The sequence below is a fragment of the Sphingomonas sp. BE123 genome, from assembly GCF_031456015.1.
Taxonomy (GTDB): domain Bacteria; phylum Pseudomonadota; class Alphaproteobacteria; order Sphingomonadales; family Sphingomonadaceae; genus Sphingomonas.
In genome coordinates this window covers 1,389,670-1,407,594 of sequence record NZ_JAVDTW010000001.1, presented here as the reverse complement: position 1 = coordinate 1,407,594, position 17,925 = coordinate 1,389,670, and the positions used below count along the sequence as shown (strand labels likewise).

The 17,925-nt window shown below is 66.0% G+C and carries 18 protein-coding genes; 6 read left to right on the top strand and 12 right to left on the bottom strand.

The annotated features are described in order from the left end of the window. Positions 1–35 precede the first annotated feature (35 nt). Entirely contained in the window at positions 36–695 is a 660-nt protein-coding gene (locus J2Y54_RS06990; RefSeq protein ID WP_310038087.1) for a DUF2971 domain-containing protein, read from the top strand. Positions 696–935: 240 nt separating this feature from the next. On the opposite strand, the gene J2Y54_RS06985 is transcribed toward J2Y54_RS06990, so the two are convergent. Next, entirely contained in the window at positions 936–1,298 is a 363-nt protein-coding gene (locus tag J2Y54_RS06985; protein WP_310038086.1) for a response regulator, read from the bottom strand. A gap of 54 nt (positions 1,299–1,352) precedes the next feature. Here J2Y54_RS06985 and J2Y54_RS06980 point away from each other — a divergent pair, with 54 nt between their 5' ends. From J2Y54_RS06980 to J2Y54_RS06965, 4 genes are all read left to right on the top strand, one after another. Beyond that, positions 1,353–1,625 (top strand): DUF3572 family protein, encoded by a 273-nt coding sequence (locus tag J2Y54_RS06980; RefSeq protein WP_310038084.1) that lies wholly within the window; start codon positions 1,353–1,355, stop codon positions 1,623–1,625. Continuing rightward, positions 1,622–2,248 (top strand): HAD family hydrolase, encoded by a 627-nt coding sequence (locus J2Y54_RS06975; RefSeq protein WP_310038083.1) that lies wholly within the window; start codon positions 1,622–1,624, stop codon positions 2,246–2,248. The genes J2Y54_RS06980 and J2Y54_RS06975 overlap by 4 nt, the downstream gene beginning before the upstream one ends. Before the next feature lie 18 nt (positions 2,249–2,266). After that, positions 2,267–2,725, top strand: coding sequence for a RidA family protein (locus J2Y54_RS06970; RefSeq protein ID WP_310038081.1), 459 nt, complete (start codon positions 2,267–2,269; stop codon positions 2,723–2,725). 230 nt (positions 2,726–2,955) lie between these two features. Continuing rightward, positions 2,956–3,678: a TorF family putative porin gene (locus J2Y54_RS06965; protein WP_310038080.1), complete on the top strand. Its 723-nt coding sequence runs from the start codon at positions 2,956–2,958 to the stop codon at positions 3,676–3,678. 97 nt (positions 3,679–3,775) lie between these two features. Here J2Y54_RS06965 and J2Y54_RS06960 read toward each other — a convergent pair whose 3' ends face one another. The 7 genes from J2Y54_RS06960 to J2Y54_RS06930 form a co-directional block, all read right to left on the bottom strand. Continuing rightward, a complete protein-coding gene (locus J2Y54_RS06960) occupies positions 3,776–4,231 on the bottom strand; it encodes a DUF3035 domain-containing protein (RefSeq protein ID WP_310038078.1) in 456 nt (151 codons plus the stop codon). Continuing rightward, positions 4,224–4,748 (bottom strand): signal peptidase II, encoded by a 525-nt coding sequence (lspA, locus tag J2Y54_RS06955; protein WP_310038496.1) that lies wholly within the window; start codon positions 4,746–4,748, stop codon positions 4,224–4,226. Before lspA ends, J2Y54_RS06960 begins: the two co-directional genes overlap by 8 nt. A gap of 14 nt (positions 4,749–4,762) precedes the next feature. Then, positions 4,763–7,669, bottom strand: a complete 2,907-nt coding sequence (gene ileS, locus J2Y54_RS06950; RefSeq protein WP_310038077.1) for an isoleucine--tRNA ligase — start codon at positions 7,667–7,669, stop codon at positions 4,763–4,765. A gap of 168 nt (positions 7,670–7,837) precedes the next feature. Continuing rightward, positions 7,838–8,767, bottom strand: coding sequence for a bifunctional riboflavin kinase/FAD synthetase (locus J2Y54_RS06945; RefSeq protein ID WP_310038076.1), 930 nt, complete (start codon positions 8,765–8,767; stop codon positions 7,838–7,840). Positions 8,768–9,013: 246 nt separating this feature from the next. Continuing rightward, entirely contained in the window at positions 9,014–10,183 is a 1,170-nt protein-coding gene (locus J2Y54_RS06940; RefSeq protein WP_310038074.1) for a dipeptidase, read from the bottom strand. A gap of 69 nt (positions 10,184–10,252) precedes the next feature. Continuing rightward, positions 10,253–10,729, bottom strand: a complete 477-nt coding sequence (locus tag J2Y54_RS06935) for a dihydrofolate reductase (protein WP_310038495.1) — start codon at positions 10,727–10,729, stop codon at positions 10,253–10,255. After that, entirely contained in the window at positions 10,726–11,520 is a 795-nt protein-coding gene (locus J2Y54_RS06930) for a thymidylate synthase (protein ID WP_310038073.1), read from the bottom strand. Before J2Y54_RS06930 ends, J2Y54_RS06935 begins: the two co-directional genes overlap by 4 nt. Positions 11,521–11,646: 126 nt before the next feature. On the opposite strand from J2Y54_RS06930, the gene J2Y54_RS06925 reads away from it, so the two are divergent. Next, positions 11,647–12,048: a JAB domain-containing protein gene (locus tag J2Y54_RS06925; RefSeq protein WP_310038072.1), complete on the top strand. Its 402-nt coding sequence runs from the start codon at positions 11,647–11,649 to the stop codon at positions 12,046–12,048. A 28-nt stretch (positions 12,049–12,076) separates the two neighbouring features. Here the strand turns inward: J2Y54_RS06925 and J2Y54_RS06920 are convergent, their stop codons facing one another. From J2Y54_RS06920 to J2Y54_RS06905, 4 genes are all read right to left on the bottom strand, one after another. Then, positions 12,077–12,796: a methyltransferase domain-containing protein gene (locus J2Y54_RS06920; RefSeq protein ID WP_310038494.1), complete on the bottom strand. Its 720-nt coding sequence runs from the start codon at positions 12,794–12,796 to the stop codon at positions 12,077–12,079. A gap of 38 nt (positions 12,797–12,834) precedes the next feature. Beyond that, entirely contained in the window at positions 12,835–13,962 is a 1,128-nt protein-coding gene (gene prfB, locus J2Y54_RS06915) for a peptide chain release factor 2 (protein WP_310038070.1), read from the bottom strand. Positions 13,963–14,103: 141 nt separating this feature from the next. Beyond that, positions 14,104–16,605, bottom strand: a complete 2,502-nt coding sequence (locus J2Y54_RS06910; RefSeq protein ID WP_310038069.1) for a PBP1A family penicillin-binding protein — start codon at positions 16,603–16,605, stop codon at positions 14,104–14,106. A gap of 110 nt (positions 16,606–16,715) precedes the next feature. After that, on the bottom strand, positions 16,716–17,918 hold the full coding sequence (locus tag J2Y54_RS06905; RefSeq protein WP_310038068.1) for an N-acetylmuramoyl-L-alanine amidase: 1,203 nt from the start codon (positions 17,916–17,918) through the stop codon (positions 16,716–16,718). Positions 17,919–17,925 lie beyond the last annotated feature (7 nt).

Sequence of the window (17,925 nt, the reverse complement as noted above, 5' to 3'; positions counted from 1 at the left end):
GCCGCCCAGCTATTCTTACGTCAGCGGGAGGGGACATGGCCGACAGGGTGCTGCGCAGATATACCGACGTTCTGTCGCTTCTCGATATTGTTCGTCATAACCGCCTCACGCTCCTCGATCCGTCGCGATGGTTCGACCAGAACGATGCGCTTGGTCTAAAGCTATTTAGCCAAAAGAAGGGGGAGGGACGGGTTTATGCCCTCTGTCTAGCAGACGGTGGCGAGCAAGCACATCACTGGCAAATCTTTGCAGGACACAGTCACGGGCTTTGTATCCATTTTGATCGCGAAAGCCTGATAAATCACCTCAACGAGAAGTGTCGCGAGATACTCCACCACAACGTCTGGCACAGGCCGGTGATTTACGAGAACCTGAAGCAAGTGAAGGAGCGTCGACCGATCGCGCTTGAGGACCTTCCGTTTCTCAAGAGAGACACATTTAAGGCCGAGGAAGAATATCGAATCGTGGCATGGCAGGACGAGTTTTTCGCTGAGCCCAGCTTCCACATCCCTCTTCCGGCCGGATTGATCGAACGGGTGACGTTTGGACCGACGATGCCTGACAGTCTTGCGCGCACGGTTAAAGAAATCGCAGCAGAGCAGCCCAATTGCTCGGGTATCAGCTTCTCCATCTCGCGACTGGTGAACAACCAGAGCTGGCGCGAGGCGATCACTACGGGAATGGGCGAGGATTGAAACACTCATCAGCGAAAACCTGCTGATGCGAACAGGTCGCAGAAAGCCGGCCAGTCACGCTGGACGAGTAAAGCGTCTATAGGTGTGTTCGTGCCGTAGAGTGGGAGATTAGCGCGCCTGAGTAGCAAGGCGATCGGTCAATCGTTCAGCCGTAAGGCGACGCAATATTTTTGAATTACAAAGACACAATACCTAATCCCAACCCATCATCACGCGCGGAAGCCAACCCTAGCCCACCCGCTACAACAACCCCTGCACCTCCTCCACAAACCGCATCACCGAAATCGGCTTGGTCACATAGGCATTGGCGCCCGCCGCGCGGATGCGGGCTTCGTCCTCCTGCCCGGCATAGGCGGTCACCGCCATCACCGGGATCGCCTTCAGCGCCGGGTCGCCGCGCATGCGGGCGATGATGTCGATGCCGGAAATATGCGGCAGCTGGATGTCGGTGATGACCAGATCGGGGGCGAAGCTGCGCGCGGTCGACACCGCCTCGCGCCCGTCGCGCACGGCCGCGGTCTCGAACCCGTGCGCGCGCAACAGGTCGCAGAAAAGTTTGAGGTTGAGTTCGTTGTCCTCGACAACCAGCACCCTTTTTGCCACGCGATCCCTTCGACGAACGATTGGCCAACGAACGATTGGGCGAAGCTCTAGGCGATGCGCAACGCGGTGACAAATGAGGAGGCGGGGACGCTCGCGCTCGGCGCGCTGGCCTGGGCCTTGTCCGATTCGGCGCGCGCGCACCGGCTGCTCGATCTGACCGGCCTGTCGCCGCACGATTTGCGCGCGCGCGCCGCCGATCCGCAGGTGCTGGCCGCAGTGCTCGGCTTTCTGGAAGCGCATGAGCCCGATCTGATCGCCTGTGCCGACGCCACCGGTACCACCCCTGCCGCGCTCGTCGCCGCCCGCCACGCGCTGGAGACCCAATGAAACCGCTCTTGATCTGCGACTGCGACGAAGTGCTGCTGCATATGGTGCGGCATTTCGGCATCTGGCTCGATGAAGCGCATGATATCGAATTCGATCTGTCGAGCCATGACTGGTCGCGCGCGATGAAGCCGCGCGACGGCCGCGCGCTGACGGCCGAGGCGATGTGGGGCTATCTCGACGGCTTCTTCCCCGCGCAGATGGACCGTCAGACACTGGTCCCGCACGCGCGCGAATCGCTGGAACTGCTGGCCGAGCATGCCGAGATCGTGATCCTGACCAATCTCAAAGATCATTGCCGCGAGCATCGCATCGCCCAGCTCGACACCCATGGCATCGTCCACCGCGTCGAATGCAATCAGGGCGGAAAGGGCCGTCCGGTCGCGCAGCTCGTCGAGGAACATGGCGCCAGCGTCGCGGTGTTCGTCGATGATCTCGCGACGCATCATGAATCGGTGGCGCGCGAAGCCCCGCATGTGTTCCGGCTGCACATGGTGTCCGAGCCTCTGCTTGCCCCCAATGTCCCGGTCGCGCCGCACGCGCACGCCCGCATCGACGACTGGCGCGAGGCACGGCGCTGGATTTCCGCGCGCTTCGCCGATGGCGTGCCCGCACCCCGATCCTAACCTCCAGGGAGAGACTCCATGACCGACGTCCACGCCAAACTCGCCGAACTCGGCCTCGAACTGCCCGAAGCCGCAGCCCCGGTCGCGGCCTATGTCCCCACCGTCACTGCCGGCGGGCTGATGCATGTCTCCGGCCAGCTGCCGTTCAAGGACGGCGTCGTGATGACCGGCCGCCTCGGCGAAGATCGCGACCTGGCCTATGGTCAGGAAGCCGCCGAACGCTGCGGCCTGATGGTCGTTGCCCAGATCGAAAAGGCGCTGGGCGGGTTCGACCGCGTGGAGCGGATCGTGAAGCTCGGCGTGTTCGTCAACTCCGCCCCCGGCTTCACCGAACAGCCCCAGGTCGCCAATGGCGCCTCGGAGCTGATGGAAAAGCTGTTCGGCGAAGCGGGCCGCCACGCCCGCGCCGCAGTCGGCGTGGCGGTGCTGCCGCGCGGTGCGGCGGTTGAGATTGACGCAATCGTCGCGGTGAAGTGACCGGCGCGGGGGAGCGGTTGCATCCGTGACAATTCTGTTGCGCCGCCGCAACAGCGCACGGGCAATCGCGTTTCTCCGGCGAAATGGAATTGTGCGCCGCAGCGGATTGAGTCAGGTTCCGTCCCGGTGAGAGGCAATAGCCGCGCCGGGGCCCTGCCCTGAGCCAATGCGGCGTCCCTTTCATCGCAGGCGGGGCCGTATCGCATCAAGACGAAAGGGATCCCATGCGTTTGACCAAGTCCATCGCCGGCGCGCTGCTGCTCGCCGCCACCGCAACCCCCGCGTTCGCGCAGGACGAAACCGAAGCGCCCGACGCGATCACCATCACCGGGTCGGCAACGGTGGTCAGCGACTATCGCTTCCGCGGCTTCAGCCAGACCAACGAAGAAGCGACGATTCAGGGCGGCTTCACCGTCGCGCATGAAAGCGGCTTCTATGTCGGCACCTGGGGGTCGGGCGTCGGCTTCGCCAATGGCAGCGAGATCGACGTGTTCGCCGGCTTCGCGAAGGAAGTGACCTCGGGCCTCACGCTCGACATCGGCGCGACCGCCTACCTCTATCCGGGCGCTTCCGACTCGACGATCATCGAACCGTATTTCTCGGTGACCGGCACCGTCGGTCCGGCCACGCTCAAGGGCGGTGTCGCCTGGGCATGGGGCGGGCAGGACGCGCTCGGTGACGAAAGCGCGGTCTACCTCTACACCGATGCCGCGGTTGGCATCCCCAGCACCCCGGTGAAGCTCAAGGCGCATGCCGGCTATGCCAAGAGCGACAGCTTCCTCGGCGGCCTCGACGGCGACGTGTTCGACTATTCGGTCGGCGCCGAAGTGAGCTGGAAGGTGCTGACGCTGGGCGTGTCCTACGTCAACACCGACGCGCCCAAGCTGGGCGGGTACAAGGAAGCGATCGGCGCCGACGGCGCGGTGCTGTTCACGCTCGGCGCGGCCTTCTAAGCCAGCCGGCGTCTCGACACGCGAAGGGCCGCGGAACCCGGGTTCCGCGGCCCTTTTGCTGTGCGCTGCCGGCCCCCGTGCGGGGACGGGCAGGGGGTCAGTTCTGCGGCGTCGGCGATGCCGCCGGGGCCGGGGCGCCGACCTGGGTCTGCGCGTCGCGGCCATCGCCCTGCGGCGCGGCGATGATGTCGCGGGTCGTGCTGCCCTTGTCGACGACGGTCGTGTCCGGGCTGCCGACGTCGGAGCGGATTCCGGCAGCAGCGGCAGAGGTGCCACCCGCAGCGTCGATCGCAGCACGCTCGGCGGCGCTGCGCGGCGCGGTCCCGCCGAACAGCGCTTCCAGCGCCTGCTGCGCCGGGCCGCCGGCGTCCTGCGGGCGCGGGGCGCCGGGCTGGGGCGGGCGCAGCGCGAAGTCGGGCGGGATCACCAGCGGCGCCTGACGCGCCACGGCGAACTCGTCGGGCCGCTTGCGGTCGCCCAACAGGCTGCTGCCGCAACCGGCGAGCAGGGTCGCCGCGCCGCATACAGCGACAACAAGCACGGACTTACGCATTGGCATTCTCCACAGGGGCGCCGGGTTCATCGGCCTTGGGTTTCTCACGCACGAACAGCGCCCGGATGAGCAGGATCAGGACGCCGATGGTAATCGCAGCATCGGCGACATTGAAGACCAAAAAAGGGCGCCATTCGCCAAAGTGCAGATCGGCATAGTCGACGACATAGCCAAAGCGCACGCGATCGACGATATTGCCCAGCGCGCCGCCCAGCACCAAAGCCAGCGCAAGCAGCTCGTACCGGTTCTGCTCCTTGAGCATCCACCAGCCCACGCCGCCGGCGATTCCCGCGGTCAGCGCGACCAGCGCCCAGCGCATCGTATCGGTCTCGGCCGCGAGCAGGCCCAGCGACACGCCGATATTGGCGACGAAGCGCAGGTCGAAAAAGGACACGACCTCGATCGCCTTGCCCGGCGCGTCGATGCCCAGCCCTTCGACCACCCATGCCTTCACCGCCTGATCGGCGACAAAGATCAGCAGGGCGAGGGCGAAGCCGATCATGCGGTTGCGGTTCATGGACCCCATGTCTTTCAGGAAACGACTGAGTCGCAGCGGTGGCACAGCGCGCCATCGGCTTCAACCTCTGGCAGCAGACGCCAGCACCGTCCGCACTTGTTGTGCTCGGTCCGCTTGACCGCGACCGCGTCATCCGCGCCATGATGCACATCGGCGACGATGAACACTTCGGCCAGCTCCGCCGCCGGGCGCAGCAGGTTGGGCACGGTGACTTCCGCCTCGAGGCTGGAGCGAATCACCTTCTCGCGCCGCAGCGGCTCGATCGCCTCGGTCACCGCTTCGCGCTGGCGCCGGATATCCTCCCACTCGGTGGTGATCAGATCGTCGCCGGGCAGCGCCGGAAGCTCGGGCCATTCGAGGAAGTGGACCGACCCGTCCTCGCTCGGGAACCGCGCCTGCCACACTTCCTCGGCGGTGAACGCCAGGATCGGCGCGGCATAGCGCACCAGTGCGTGGAACAGCGTGTCGAGCACCGTGCGATACGCGCGCCGCTTCGGGCTGTCCGCCGCGTCGCAATAGAGGCAATCCTTGCGGATATCGAAGAAGAAGGCCGACAGGTCCTCATTCATGAAGTCCGACAGCGCACGCGCATAGCGGTTGAACTCATACGCCTCCGCCGCCGCCTTCAGCTCGACATCGAGCATGCCGAGCTTGTGGAGCACATACAGCTCCAGCTCGGGCATCTTGCCGACTCCGACCTTCTCCGCATCGGTGAAGCCATCGAGCGCGCCAAGCAGATAGCGGAAGGTGTTGCGGATCTTGCGATACGCGTCGCCCGTGCCCGCCAGCACTTCCTTGCCGATCCGCACATCCTCGAAATAATCGGTCTGCGCGACCCATAGCCGCAATATGTCCGCGCCGCTCTCGCCGATGATCTTGAGCGGGTCGACGACATTGCCCAGCGACTTGGACATTTTCCGCCCCTGCCCGTCGAGCGCGAAGCCATGCGTCAGCACCGCGTCATAGGGCGCCCGCCCGCGCGTCCCCGCGCTTTCCAGCAGCGACGACTGGAACCAGCCGCGATGCTGGTCCGACCCTTCGAGATACAGGTTGGCGCGCACGCCTTCGCCATAGCGCTGTTCGATTACGAAGCTGTGGGTCGAACCCGAATCGAACCACACGTCGAGGATGTCGTTGACCACCTCATAGTCAGCCAGATCATAATCCGGCCCCAGCAACGCCTGATGATCCGCCCCGAACCACGCATCCGCGCCCCCGGCACGAAATGCGTCGAGGATGCGCGCGTTCACGGCCTCGTCGCGCAGATAATCGCCGCTCTGGCGATGGACATAGAGCGGGATCGGCACGCCCCAGGCGCGCTGACGCGAAATCACCCAGTCCGGGCGCCCCTCGACCATCGCATGGATGCGATTGCGGCTCTTCTCCGGCACCCAGCGCGTCCGCTCGATCGCATCGAGCGCGAGGTTGCGGAGGGTGGGGTTGTTGCCAATCTCCCTCTCCCCTTCAGGGGAGAGGGTCGGGGAGAGGGGCAGTCCGATGCCAACAAGCGGTTCGATCGCGGTGAGGTCCCCCTCTCCCAACCCTCTCCCCTGAAGGGGAGAGGGCTTATGGGCCCCATCCATCGGAATGAACCACTGCGGCGTGCAGCGGAAGATGATCTTTGCCTTGGACCGCCAGCTATGCGGATAGCTGTGCGCGAAATCGTCCGACGCGGCGAGCAGCGCCCCGGCGGCGCGCAGGTCGGTGCAGATCGGGCCGTCGCTCGCGACGAACTTCTTGTTGATCACCGATCCCTGAGCGCCCAGCCACAGCCAGTCGGCGCGGTACATCCCCGCATCGTCGACCGCGAAGACCGGATCGATGCCATGCGCCTTGCACAGCAAGAAATCGTCCTCGCCATGATCGGGCGCCATATGGACCAGGCCGGTGCCGGCGTCGGTGGTGACGAAATCGCCGGGCAGGAACGGACGCGGTTTGGCGAAGAAGCCGCCGAGGTGGTGCATCGGGTGGCGGGCGGTGGCACCGCGCAGTGCGTCATCTGACAGCGCGGTCTCCAGCGTCAACGTTAGGCCCGATCTCCGGCTAAACGCATCGGCCAGCGCCTGCGAAAGCACGTAACGTCGCCCGTCGGACCCGTTGAAGACACCGTAGCAAGCTTCGTAGCTCTGGCTTTCAAACGCTGGGTTATAGGCAAGTGCCTGATTCACTGGAATCGTCCACGGTGTGGTCGTCCAGATTACGGCAAATGCACCCAAGATCTGGGGCACCTCAGGCGCATCGACAATCTCGAACGCAACGTCGATCTGCGTCGACACCACATCCTCATATTCGACCTCGGCCTCGGCCAGCGCGGTCTTTTCGACCGGCGACCACATCACCGGCTTGGCCCCGCGATACAGCTGGCCCGATTCCGCGAACTTCAGCAATTCGCCCGCGATCGTCGCCTCGGCGTCGAACTTCATGGTGAGGTAGGGATCGTCCCAATCGCCCATCACGCCCAGCCGCTCGAACTGCCCGCGCTGCACCGCGACCCATTTCTCGGCATAGGCGCGGCATTCGGCGCGGAACTCCGCCGCCGGCACCTCGTCCTTGTTCAGCTTCTTGGCGCGATACGCTTCCTCGATCTTCCACTCGATCGGCAGACCGTGACAGTCCCAGCCGGGGACATAGGGCGCGTCCTTGCCCATCAGCGACTGGCTGCGCACGATGATGTCCTTGAGGATCTTGTTCATCGCATGGCCCATGTGAATGTCGCCATTCGCATAGGGCGGGCCGTCATGCAGGATGAACCGCTCACGCCCCGCCCGCTGCTCGCGCAGCCGGTCGTACAGGCCCAGCCTGGCCCAGCGCGCGAGGATCTCCGGTTCCTTGGCGGCAAGCCCCGCCTTCATCGGAAAATCGGTCTTCGGCAGGAAGACGGTGTCGCGCCAGTCGCGTGCGGGTTCGTTGGTGTCGGTCATGGGTCTGCGCCGATTAGAGGAAAGCGGGGAAAGGTGAAAGCATCTCAAGCCCCTCCCCTTCAGGGGAGGGGTTGGGGGTGGGGCGTCGGGGTCTCACCGAGACCGACGCGCCCAGAGGATAGGCCCCACCCCAACCCCTCCCCTGAAGGGGAGGGGCTAAGTATGGGGCTAAGTAATTCGCAGCGCTTCGCGTGCCGCGTCGCAATCACGCGCAATCTGCGCCTTCAGCGTGTCGAGATCGTCATATTTCGCCTCGTCGCGCAGAAAGTCGATCAACTGTACCTCGACCGTCTGCCCGTACAGATCGCCGAAAAAGTCGAAGAAATAGGGTTCGAGCAGTTCGACCGGCGGATCGATCGTCGGGCGAATGCCAAGATTGGCCACCCCATCGACCACCCGCCCATCCGCCAGCCGACCGCGTACGGCATAAATTCCGTAACGCGGGCGCAGATACGCGCCCAGCCGGATATTGGCGGTCGGGTAGCCCAGTTCGCGGCCCAGCTTCGCGCCACCCTCGACCACGCCCTCGATCGCAAAGGGCCGCGTCAGCAGCGCCGCCGCCTCACGCGGGTGGCCATTGCGCAGCGCGTCGCGAATCCGGCTCGATGACACGACCTCGCCCTCTGCGGCGACCGGCGACACCGTGTCGACGCTGAACCCCAATTCCGCGCCGAGTTCCGCCAGCACCGCGACATTGCCATCGCGTCCCTTGCCAAAGGTGAAGTCCGCGCCGGTCACGACGCCACCCGCGCCGATCAGCTCGACCAGCCGCTGCTGCGCAAAGTCGCGCGCCGACAGGCCGGCAAGGGCGGCGTCGAACCCGAATACCAGCATCGCATCGGCACCCGCCTGCGCAAACAGTCGCTGCCGCTGGTCGAGCGTGGTCAGGCGAAAGGGCGGGGTATCGGGCCGGAAATGCCGCACCGGGTGCGGGTCGAACGTCGCGACGATCGCGGGACGCCCTGCATCGCGCGCACGCGCCAGCGCACGGCCCACCACCGCCTGGTGGCCGCGGTGAAAGCCGTCGAAATTCCCCAGCGCAACGATCCCGCCGCGCAAATGCGCGGGGACCGCAGCCGCTCCGTCCAGCCGCTCCATGCGCGGGGGCTATAAGGTCACGACGCGAGGAATCAAATCCTCCCCGGAACGGGGAGGGGGACCGCGATGCGAAGCGGCGTGGTGGAGGGGGCGGCCGCGCAACTTAAAATCCTCCCCCGCCAGGGGGAGGTGGCGGCGCGTAGCGCTGACGGAGGGGGAGGAAGCACGAACGGTCGAGAGGCCATAGCCGTCCTCCCCCTCCGTCGCCTGCGGCGCCACCTCCCCCTTGCGGGGGAGGATTATCGACTACTTCCCCGGCACCATCCCCGCGCGCAGCACCCGCAACACATTGCCGCCCATCACCTTGCCGATCTCCGCTTCCGTGAACCCGCGATCGACCAGTGCCTGCGTCACATAGACCAGCTGCGCCGTATCGAACCCGGTCGTCACCGCGCCGTCGAAATCGGACCCGAGTCCGACATGGTCGACCCCGACCAGGTCACGCACATGCGCAATCGCGGCGGCGACCTTTTCCGGCTCGGTCCCGCAAATCGCCGCGTCCCAATATCCGATGCCGACCACGCCGCCGGTCTTGGCGACACCGCGAATCTCGGCGTCGGACAGGTTGCGGTTGGCCTTGCACACCGCCTGCACCCCGCCATGGCTCGACACCACCGGGCGCTTCGCGATCTTGAGCACCTCCGCCACCGTCGCATGGCTGGCATGCGCGATGTCGACGATCATCCCGAGCTGCTCCATCCGCGCGATCGTCTGGCGGCCGAGCGGGGTGAGGCCGCCCTTCTTCTCGCCATGCATCGACCCGGCGATCTCATTGTCGAAGAAATGGACCAGCCCCGCCATGCGGAAGCCCGCATTGTAGAGCCGGTCGAGATTCTCGATCCTGCTCTCCATATTCTGCAGCCCCTCGATCGACAGCAGCCCGCCGACCGCCTTCTGCCCCGCCGCGCGCGCGGCGAGCAGCGCGTCGAGCTCGCCCGGCGACCGGATCACATGGAGTCGCCCCTGCGACCGCGCCGCCGCGCGCTCCAGCTTCTGCGCATGATAGAGCGAGCGTTCGAGCAGCGAGGTCCAGGTGCGCGGCGGCTGCATCTGCGCCACCGTCAGCAGCGTGATATTGTCGGTCTCGGCGGAGTTGGCGTCGTAATTCTGGTTCTTCGGCGTCTTGGTCACCGACGAAAACACCTGGAGCGCGACATTGCCCTCGATCAGCCGGGGCAGGTCGACATGCCCGCGTGACGCGCGCGTCAGCACGTCGCGTTGCCACAGCAACGTGTCCTCATGCATGTCCGCGATCTGGAGACGTGCGTGCAATTTGCGGGTGGAATCGGACACAGTCGGCAACCGCGTCGCGACGACTTGATTCATGCCCTTTTCGACATAGCCGGGGGCAAAAGCGAAAAAGGCGAACAACGCCACCGCGATCAGGGCAAAAACACCCCAAAGCCATTTTTTCACGTCACCCTCCCCATCCGTTGCACCGGATGTTGCGGCAAGGTCGACCCCGGGACAAGCCCGGCCTGACGATTACGGAAAGCGCTCGAGCGTGACGAAACTATAGGCTGGCCGGGCGCCCTCGGCGGCATGATCCTCGCGCGCCACCTCGCGCCACTCCGCCCCGAACGCCGGCACCACCGCATCGCCTGCGGGCGACGCATGCACCTCGGTCAGCTCGATCCGCTCCGCAAGTGGCAGAAACAGCGCGAAAATCTCGGCCCCGCCGATCACCGCGACATCGCCATCGCCCGCGCGCTCCAGTGCCTCGTCAACCGAATGCACCACTTCCGCTCCCTCCGCGCGCCAGGCTGGATCGCGGGTCAGCACGATATGGCGGCGGCCGGGCAGGGGGCTGGGAAACCCAGCGAATGTCTTGCGCCCCATCACCATCGGCTTGCCCATGGTCTGCGTCTTGAACCGCTTGAGGTCAGCCGGCAGCCGCCAGGGCAGGTCGCCATCGACCCCGATGACCCCATTCGTCGCCCGTGCAAGGTGGAAGGTGATCAGATCGCCACCTCGGCCTTGATATGCGGCTGCGCGACATAATCGTGCAGCGCGAAATCCTCATACTCATAGGCGTCGATCGACGGCGGACGGCGCAGGATTTCAAGCCGCGGCGGCGGGCCGGGCGTGCGCGTCAGCTGCAGTTCGGCCTGTTCGACATGGTTGGAATAGAGGTGGCAATCGCCACCGGTCCAGATGAACTCCCCGACCTCCAGGTCGCATTGCTGCGCCAGCATGTGGGTGAGCAGCGCATAGCTCGCGATGTTGAACGGCACGCCGAGGAAGATGTCGGCGCTGCGCTGATATAGCTGCAGCGACAGCTTGCCATTGGCGACATGACACTGGAACAGGCAGTGGCACGGCGCCAGCGCCATCGCGTGCAATTCGCCGGGATTCCAGGCGGATACGACCATCCGCCGCGATGCGGGATTGGTCTTCAGCGTCTCGATCAGCTCCTTGATCTGGTCGATATGGCGACCATCGGGCGCCTCCCAGTCGCGCCATTGCTTGCCATAGACCGGGCCGAGATCGCCATTCTCGTCCGCCCATTCGTCCCAGATGCTCACGCGACGATCCTGCAGCCACTTCACATTGGTGTCGCCGCGCAGGAACCACAGCAATTCGATGAAGATCGACCGGGTGTGCAGCCTCTTGGTGGTCAGCAGTGGAAAGCCTTCGGACAGGTCAAAGCGCATCTGGTGCCCGAACACGCTGCGCGTCCCCACGCCGGTCCGGTCATTCTGCACTGCGCCATGGCGCAGCGCGCGTTCCATCAGGTCGAGATATTGCTGCATCGTGATCGATGCCTAGCCGAGCGGGGAAAGGTCGCCAAGCAGAGTTGCGCCATTTCGGTGGCAAGCCGCTCCGCGACGGACCGGCTTGCGCTCGACCGGGCGCCGCGGATGCGCAAGGCTCGTGCCATGGCCAGCGCAACTCCCGCCATGTCCCCCGGCATCGGCATCGACGCGCTGGCCAGCCGGCTCGCGGCGGAGATTGCCGGGGAGCACCGCGAGGTCGCCGCCTTTGCCTATTGCGATTCGCGCGGTTCCCTGCTCGGCACGCTGCGCATCGCCTCATCCACCAGCGAGTGGGTCGACCTGCCGCTGCGGCGGATCGTGACGGACGCGGTACTGCTCGATGCCGCCCGCGTGGTGATGGCGCACAATCATCCGTCGGGCGAAGCCTGGCCAAGCCGGGCCGACCGCGATGTGACGCGGCGCCTTGCCCGCGCGCTGGCATCGGTCGAGGCGCGGCTCGATGAGCATGTCGTGGTGGGACGCGACGGCGCGCTATGGAGCTTCCGCGCGGCGGGGCTGCTGTAACCCCGGTCGCTGCGGCGCGCGCGGGACGCTATTCGTCGCCCATCGGTTTGCCCGCGACGCGCGGCGCCGGGCGGTTGGGGCAGGGGCGGATGGCGGCCGGGTCCGGACGCGGCCCTTCCGCGCGGAACATCGCCAGATACCCCCCGGCCGAAGGCATGTCGCGCATCGCCACAAGGCGATAGCCGACGGCGGCAAATTCGCATTTCAGCAGCGCGGGTGGAGTCCCGTGATTCTCGGTCGAACGGTCGGCATCGACCACGACGACCAGCCCGTCGCTGCGCAGCGACGGACGCATGCGCCACAGGAATTCATAGGGTTCGGCGATCTCATGGTACATGTGCACCATCAGGATGCGGTCAAAGCTGTTGTCCGGCAGCTTCGGGTCATCGGCCTCGCCCAGCCGCACGCTGACATTGTCCAGTCGCTCGCGCGCGACGCGCTGGGCCAGTGCGTCGCGCACTTCCGGGACAATGTCCTCGGCCAGCACGCGCCCCTTGGGTCCGACGCGCGCGGACAGGCGGACGGTGTAATAGCCCTCGCCGGCGCCGATATCGGCAACGGTGGTGCCCGGGCGGATTTCGGCGAGGTCCATCACCGTATCGGCCTCGTTCAGCCGGTCGCGCGCCTCTTCGGTCGACCAGCGCGACGACACGATCGGCGCGACCGGTCGATCGGCGGCGGGAAAGACCAGTGCCTCGCTCGGCTCGGCCTCGGGGCGCGGACGCGTCTCGTCACACCCGGCCAGCATCAGCGCGGGGAACAGGATCAGCGCGGCGCCGGCCCGTTTCAATCGACGTCCTCCACCTCGACCGTCTCGCCGGTCACGCGCTGCGATAGCGCAGCCGCCATGAACGGGTCGAGTGCCCCGTCGAGCACATCCGACGGCGCCGTCGACGTCACCCCGGTGCGCAGGTCCTTCACCAGCTGATAGGGCTGCAGGACATAGGAGCGGATCTGGTGGCCCCAGCCGATCTCGGTCTTTGCGGTATATTCGCCCATCGCCGCCGCCTCGCGCTTGGCCAGTTCGGCTTCGTAGAGGCGTGCCTTGAGCATGCCCATCGCGGTTGCGCGGTTCTTGTGCTGCGACCGGTCCTGCTGGCTGGCGACGATGATGCCGCTGGGCACGTGCGTGATGCGCACTGCCGAATCGGTGGTGTTGACGTGCTGCCCGCCCGCGCCCGATGCGCGGTAGGTGTCGATCTTGAGGTCGCTTTCGTTGATCTCGATGTCGATCGAATCGTCGATCACCGGATAGACCCACACCGACGAGAAGCTGGTGTGCCGCCGCGCCGAGCTGTCATAGGGCGAGATGCGCACCAGCCGGTGCACGCCGCTCTCGGTCTTGGCATAGCCATAGGCGTTCTCGCCCTTGATCAGCAGGGTCGCCGACTTGATCCCCGCCTGTTCGCCGGCGTGATAGTCCATCAGCTCGACCTTGAAGCCGTGACGCTCGGCCCAGCGCGTGTACATGCGCTGCAGCATCTCCGCCCAGTCCTGGCTCTCGGTCCCGCCGGCGCCCGAATGCACTTCGAGATAGGTGTCGTTGGCGTCAGCCTCGCCCGACAGCAGCGCCTTGACCTTGTCCTGTTCGGCGCGTGCGGCGAGTGCGGCAAGCGCGGCGGTGCCCTCGCTCGCCATCTCCTCGTCGCCCTCGGCCTCGGCCATCTCGATCAGCTCGCTGGTCTCGGCCAGCTCGCGCTCGATCGCGCGGGTCGCGGTGATCGATTCGTCCAACCGGCGCCGCTCGCGCATCACCTCCTGCGCCGCCTTGGGATTGTCCCACAGGGTCGGGTCCTCGACACGCGCGTTCAGCTCGTCGAGCCGGCGCAGCGCCTTGTCCCAGTCGATGAAGCGGCGCAGCAATGCGAGCGCGGCGTTGATCTTGTCGGCATGTGCCTGCGCTTCGGCGCGCATTACGGTAACTCCAGTCTCTATCTGCCGTCATCCCCGCGCAGGCGGGGATCCATTGACACTGGCGATGCGGTTCTATCCGAGACGTCAGCCTAAATGGATCCCCGCCTGCGCGGGGATGACGCAGTGTGCGTGGACGCGGGCCTAGTAGATTCCACCCTCGCGTTGCAAGAAGTCGCTGTCGCGCTGCTCACGCTGCACGGCCTTCTTCTTCACCTCCGCCTTGGGGGCTTCCTCTTCCCCACGGCTGCGTCGGCGCGGTTCGCTCTCCGGCTTGAACGCTTCCCAGATGACCGCACCCTTGGGGTCGGTGCCGGGCCACGCGCCGAACACGCGCCGCCCGGTCGCGCGATCGATGCGGACCATGCGGATGCCGGCGGGTGCGGTAAAGGGCAGGACATCCTGCCCCTCCAGCGCCTTTTGCGCGAACGCCTTGAAGATCGGCGCGGCGATCGTGCCGCCCTGGGCATAGCCGCCGAGGTTGGTCGGCGTGTCATAGCCCATATACAGGCCCGCGATCATCTGCGGCGTTCCGCCGATGAACCACACGTCGCGCGGCCCCGACGAAGTGCCGGTCTTGCCCATGATCGGGCGATTGAGGTCGCGCAACACCGTTGCGGTACCACGCTGGATCACGCCTTCGGTGATGTGCACCATCTGGTAGGCGCTCATCGCGTCGAGCACCTGCCGCGCGCGCGTGGCCGGGCGCGGCATCGGCTTGCCGTCCCATTCGGGCATGTTGCAACGGTCGCACGGGCGCCAGTTTTCGGGCCATACCACCTTGCCATGGCGGTTCTGGACAAAGTCGATCAGCGTCGGGTTGAGCGCGCGGCCATGGTTGACCAGAATCGCATAGGCGTTGACCATGCGCATCACCGTCGTCTCGCCCGCGCCCAGCGCATAGGACAGATAGGGCGGATATTTCTGCTGGCTAACCCCGATGCGCTGCATCAGGTCGACCACCTTGTCCATGCCGGTCTGGTTCGCCGCCTGCACCGTCATCAGGTTGCGCGACTGTTCGATGCCCCAGCGCATCGTTTTCGGTCCGGCGCCGCGCGTATTGCCGAAATTGCGGAAGCATTTCTCGCCCAGCGCCGCGCCCTGCCACACGCAGAACGGCCCATCGACGATGATCGACGCGGGAGTCATCCCGTTTTCGAGCGCGGCGGCATAGACGATCGGCTTGATCGTCGACCCCGGCTGGCGCTGCGCCTGCGTCGCGCGGTTGAACGCCTGGATCGTCGCGTCGAACCCGCCCTGCATCGCCAGGATGCGGCCGGTGCGCGGATCCTCCACCACCATGCCGCCAGAGATTTTCGGGACCGAACGCAGCGCAAAGCTGCCGCCTTCGGGCGCTACGGCAATCACGTCGCCCGGCTTCAGCGCGGCAAAGGCGGTGCCACCCTTGCCGCGCACGGGCATTTGCGCGGCGCTGCGGGGCAGAACGCCGGTGTTTCCGTCGCCAAAGCCGATCTGCACGCTCGACGTCGTCTTCGCGATGACGATCGCGGCGCGCCAGTCCTCATAGTCGAGGTCGATATTCTCGTTGAGCAGGGCGCTGCGCCAGCCATCGCCTTCGAACGGCTTTTCGCGCATCGGTCCCGACCAGCCGCGCCCGCGATCATAGCGCACAAGCCCGTCGCGCAGTGCCTTTTGCGCGGCGCGCTGGATTTCGGGATCGAACGACGTGCGCACCCACAGTCCGCCGGCATAGACGCTGTACGGGCCCGCTTCCTCGGTCTCGCCGAACTGGTCGATCAGCTGGCGGCGCACTTCCTCGATGAAATAACCGCCGAGCGGGTCGGTCTTGGGCGTCTTGCGCGGCACCGCACCCAGCGGGGCGGCAATGGCGGCGTCATGCTGGGCCTGATCGATATAGCCATTTTCGAGCATCTGCCCGAGCACCCAGTTGCGCCGCTCGATCGCGCGCTTCTCGTGCCGCTCGGGCATGTAGTTGCTTGGCCCCTTGGGCAGGATCGCAAGATAGGCGAATTGCGGGATGGTCAGCTCGCGCACGCTCTTGTCGAAATAGGCATTGGCCGCCGCCTCGACCCCGAACGCATTCCGCCCCAGTGCGATCTGGTTGAGATAGAGTTCGAGAATCTGTTCCTTCGACAGCGAATTCTCGATGCGGAACGCCAGGATCGCCTCGCGCGCCTTGCGGACATAGCTGACCTCGTTGGTCAGCAGCAGGTTCTTGGCGACCTGTTGCGTGATGGTCGACGTGCCGCGCGGGGTTTCGCCACTGGTCAGCCCTTGCCATGCCGCGCGCACCAGGCCGGGATAATCGACGCCGCCATGGTCGAAAAAGGTCTTGTCCTCGGCCGACAGGAACGCGCCGACCATCAGCTTGGGATATTCGGCATAGGACAGCTGCACCCGGCGGTCGCGGGCATAGCTGCGCAACGGCATGCCGTCGCCCGCGCGGACATTGGTCGGCAGCGGCGGTTCGTAGCTGCGCAACTTGTCGACCGACGGCAGGTCGCGCAGCAGCAGCGCCCATAACAGGATCATGCCGATGCCAGCGAGCAGCGCGAGCCACGCCGAGATCCTGAACCACCAGGTGCGCCGGACCCGTGCGAACCGGTCGCCCACATCCTCGCGCGTGAATTTGAGCGTGAAATTGGGTTGGGTCTGATCCGCCATTGCGCGCGGGGTTTAGCAGGATATCGCCGCCTTGCCAGCCACGGATGCGATGGGCCGCTGTCGGCGTGAAGGCGGCGGACATGCCCCTCCCCGGCGGGGGAGGGGCTGACTCAGCGCGATGCCATGCGTGTCGCGAAGTGGATCGCGACAGCGCGACTGACGCTCTTGGCCACGCGCTTGCGCCCGTCCTCCGTCCGCAACAGCGCGACATCGGATTCGTTCGAGATGTAACCTGCCTCGAACAGGACCGAGGGCATGTCGGGCGCCTTGAGCACCAACAGCGACGCCATGCGGTGCGGGTTTTCCTTGACCGGGATCAGCCCCTGCGCCTCACGCCCCAGCAGCCGCGCGAACTTGGCCGACGCATTCATCGTCTCGCGCTGGGTCAGGTCGATCAGGATCGACGAAACGTCGCGATTCGTTCCCGCCAGGTCGATGCCGGACAGGATGTCGGACTTGTTCTCGCGCGCAGCCAGCCGCGCCGCTTCCTTGTCCGATGCGACTTCGGACAAGGTGTACACCGTTGCACCGCTTGCGGTCGGGGTATGCGCGGCGTCGCAATGCACCGAGATGAACAACGCGGCGCCGAGTGCGCGCGCGACCTCGAACCGGTCACGATGCAGCAGATAGCGGTCGTCTTCGCGGGTCAATGCAACACGCACCCGGCCTGATGCGACCAGCTCGTCGCGGATCGCGCGCGCGATCTTGAGCGCCAGCTCCTTTTCCTGGAGTCCGTCCGCCGAGATCGCGCCCGGGTCGTGCCCGCCATGACCGGGATCGATCACGACCAGCGGCAGGGCATCGTCCGCGCCATAAATGCGCGGCAGCGCAAAGGGCATTGGCTTGGGCGGAACCGGCACCGACACGCTGTAGCTGTGCCGAGTGGAAGCGCGGGTGAAGCTGAACGGTGGCAGGTAGCTCAATTTCCCTTCGGCGGCGGCGCGCGCAAAGCGCGCCTCGTCGACGGTCTTGAGTTCCAGCGTCAGCGTCGATCCGTCGGCGCCGAACCGTCCCGCGGTCACGATTGCTGGCCGCGCCAGATCGAACACCACGCGCGCGCCGTCGCCATGCGCCGCCTGGCGCACGGACGCGACGGGGCCGCCGCTGTCGCCGGGCGGCACACCGGGGCGCGCACCCATCAGGTCAAGCGCGATCCGGTTCGGTCCGGCAAGCACGAAACTGCTCGCGCCGGCGACGCGGTCGTCGAAACGGATCACGATCCGGTTCGACTGGACGTCGATGGCACGTATGGTCCCGGCCCAACTCGGAGCGCCGTTCAGAAAGCCGGCGAGAAGGGCAAGGAAAAAAGACACCCGGGCG

Excerpts from the sequence above, each read along its gene's own strand:
- ileS (WP_310038077.1), bottom strand. The coding sequence starts at position 7,669 with ATGACCGACACCAACGAACCCGCACGCGACTGGCGCGACACCGTCTTC.
- J2Y54_RS06920 (WP_310038494.1), bottom strand. The coding sequence starts at position 12,796 with ATGCTGGCCGGGTGTGACGAGACGCGTCCGCGCCCCGAGGCCGAGCCG.
- J2Y54_RS06930 (WP_310038073.1), bottom strand. The coding sequence starts at position 11,520 with ATGCAGCAATATCTCGACCTGATGGAACGCGCGCTGCGCCATGGCGCA.
- J2Y54_RS06960 (WP_310038078.1), bottom strand. The coding sequence starts at position 4,231 with ATGCGTAAGTCCGTGCTTGTTGTCGCTGTATGCGGCGCGGCGACCCTG.
- J2Y54_RS06970 (WP_310038081.1), top strand. The coding sequence starts at position 2,267 with ATGACCGACGTCCACGCCAAACTCGCCGAACTCGGCCTCGAACTGCCC.
- J2Y54_RS06910 (WP_310038069.1), bottom strand. The coding sequence starts at position 16,605 with ATGGCGGATCAGACCCAACCCAATTTCACGCTCAAATTCACGCGCGAG.
- J2Y54_RS06945 (WP_310038076.1), bottom strand. The coding sequence starts at position 8,767 with ATGGAGCGGCTGGACGGAGCGGCTGCGGTCCCCGCGCATTTGCGCGGC.
- J2Y54_RS06925 (WP_310038072.1), top strand. The coding sequence starts at position 11,647 with ATGGCCAGCGCAACTCCCGCCATGTCCCCCGGCATCGGCATCGACGCG.
- J2Y54_RS06975 (WP_310038083.1), top strand. The coding sequence starts at position 1,622 with ATGAAACCGCTCTTGATCTGCGACTGCGACGAAGTGCTGCTGCATATG.
- J2Y54_RS06990 (WP_310038087.1), top strand. The coding sequence starts at position 36 with ATGGCCGACAGGGTGCTGCGCAGATATACCGACGTTCTGTCGCTTCTC.
- prfB (WP_310038070.1), bottom strand. The coding sequence starts at position 13,962 with ATGCGCGCCGAAGCGCAGGCACATGCCGACAAGATCAACGCCGCGCTC.
- J2Y54_RS06980 (WP_310038084.1), top strand. The coding sequence starts at position 1,353 with ATGCGCAACGCGGTGACAAATGAGGAGGCGGGGACGCTCGCGCTCGGC.
- lspA (WP_310038496.1), bottom strand. The coding sequence starts at position 4,748 with ATGAACCGCAACCGCATGATCGGCTTCGCCCTCGCCCTGCTGATCTTT.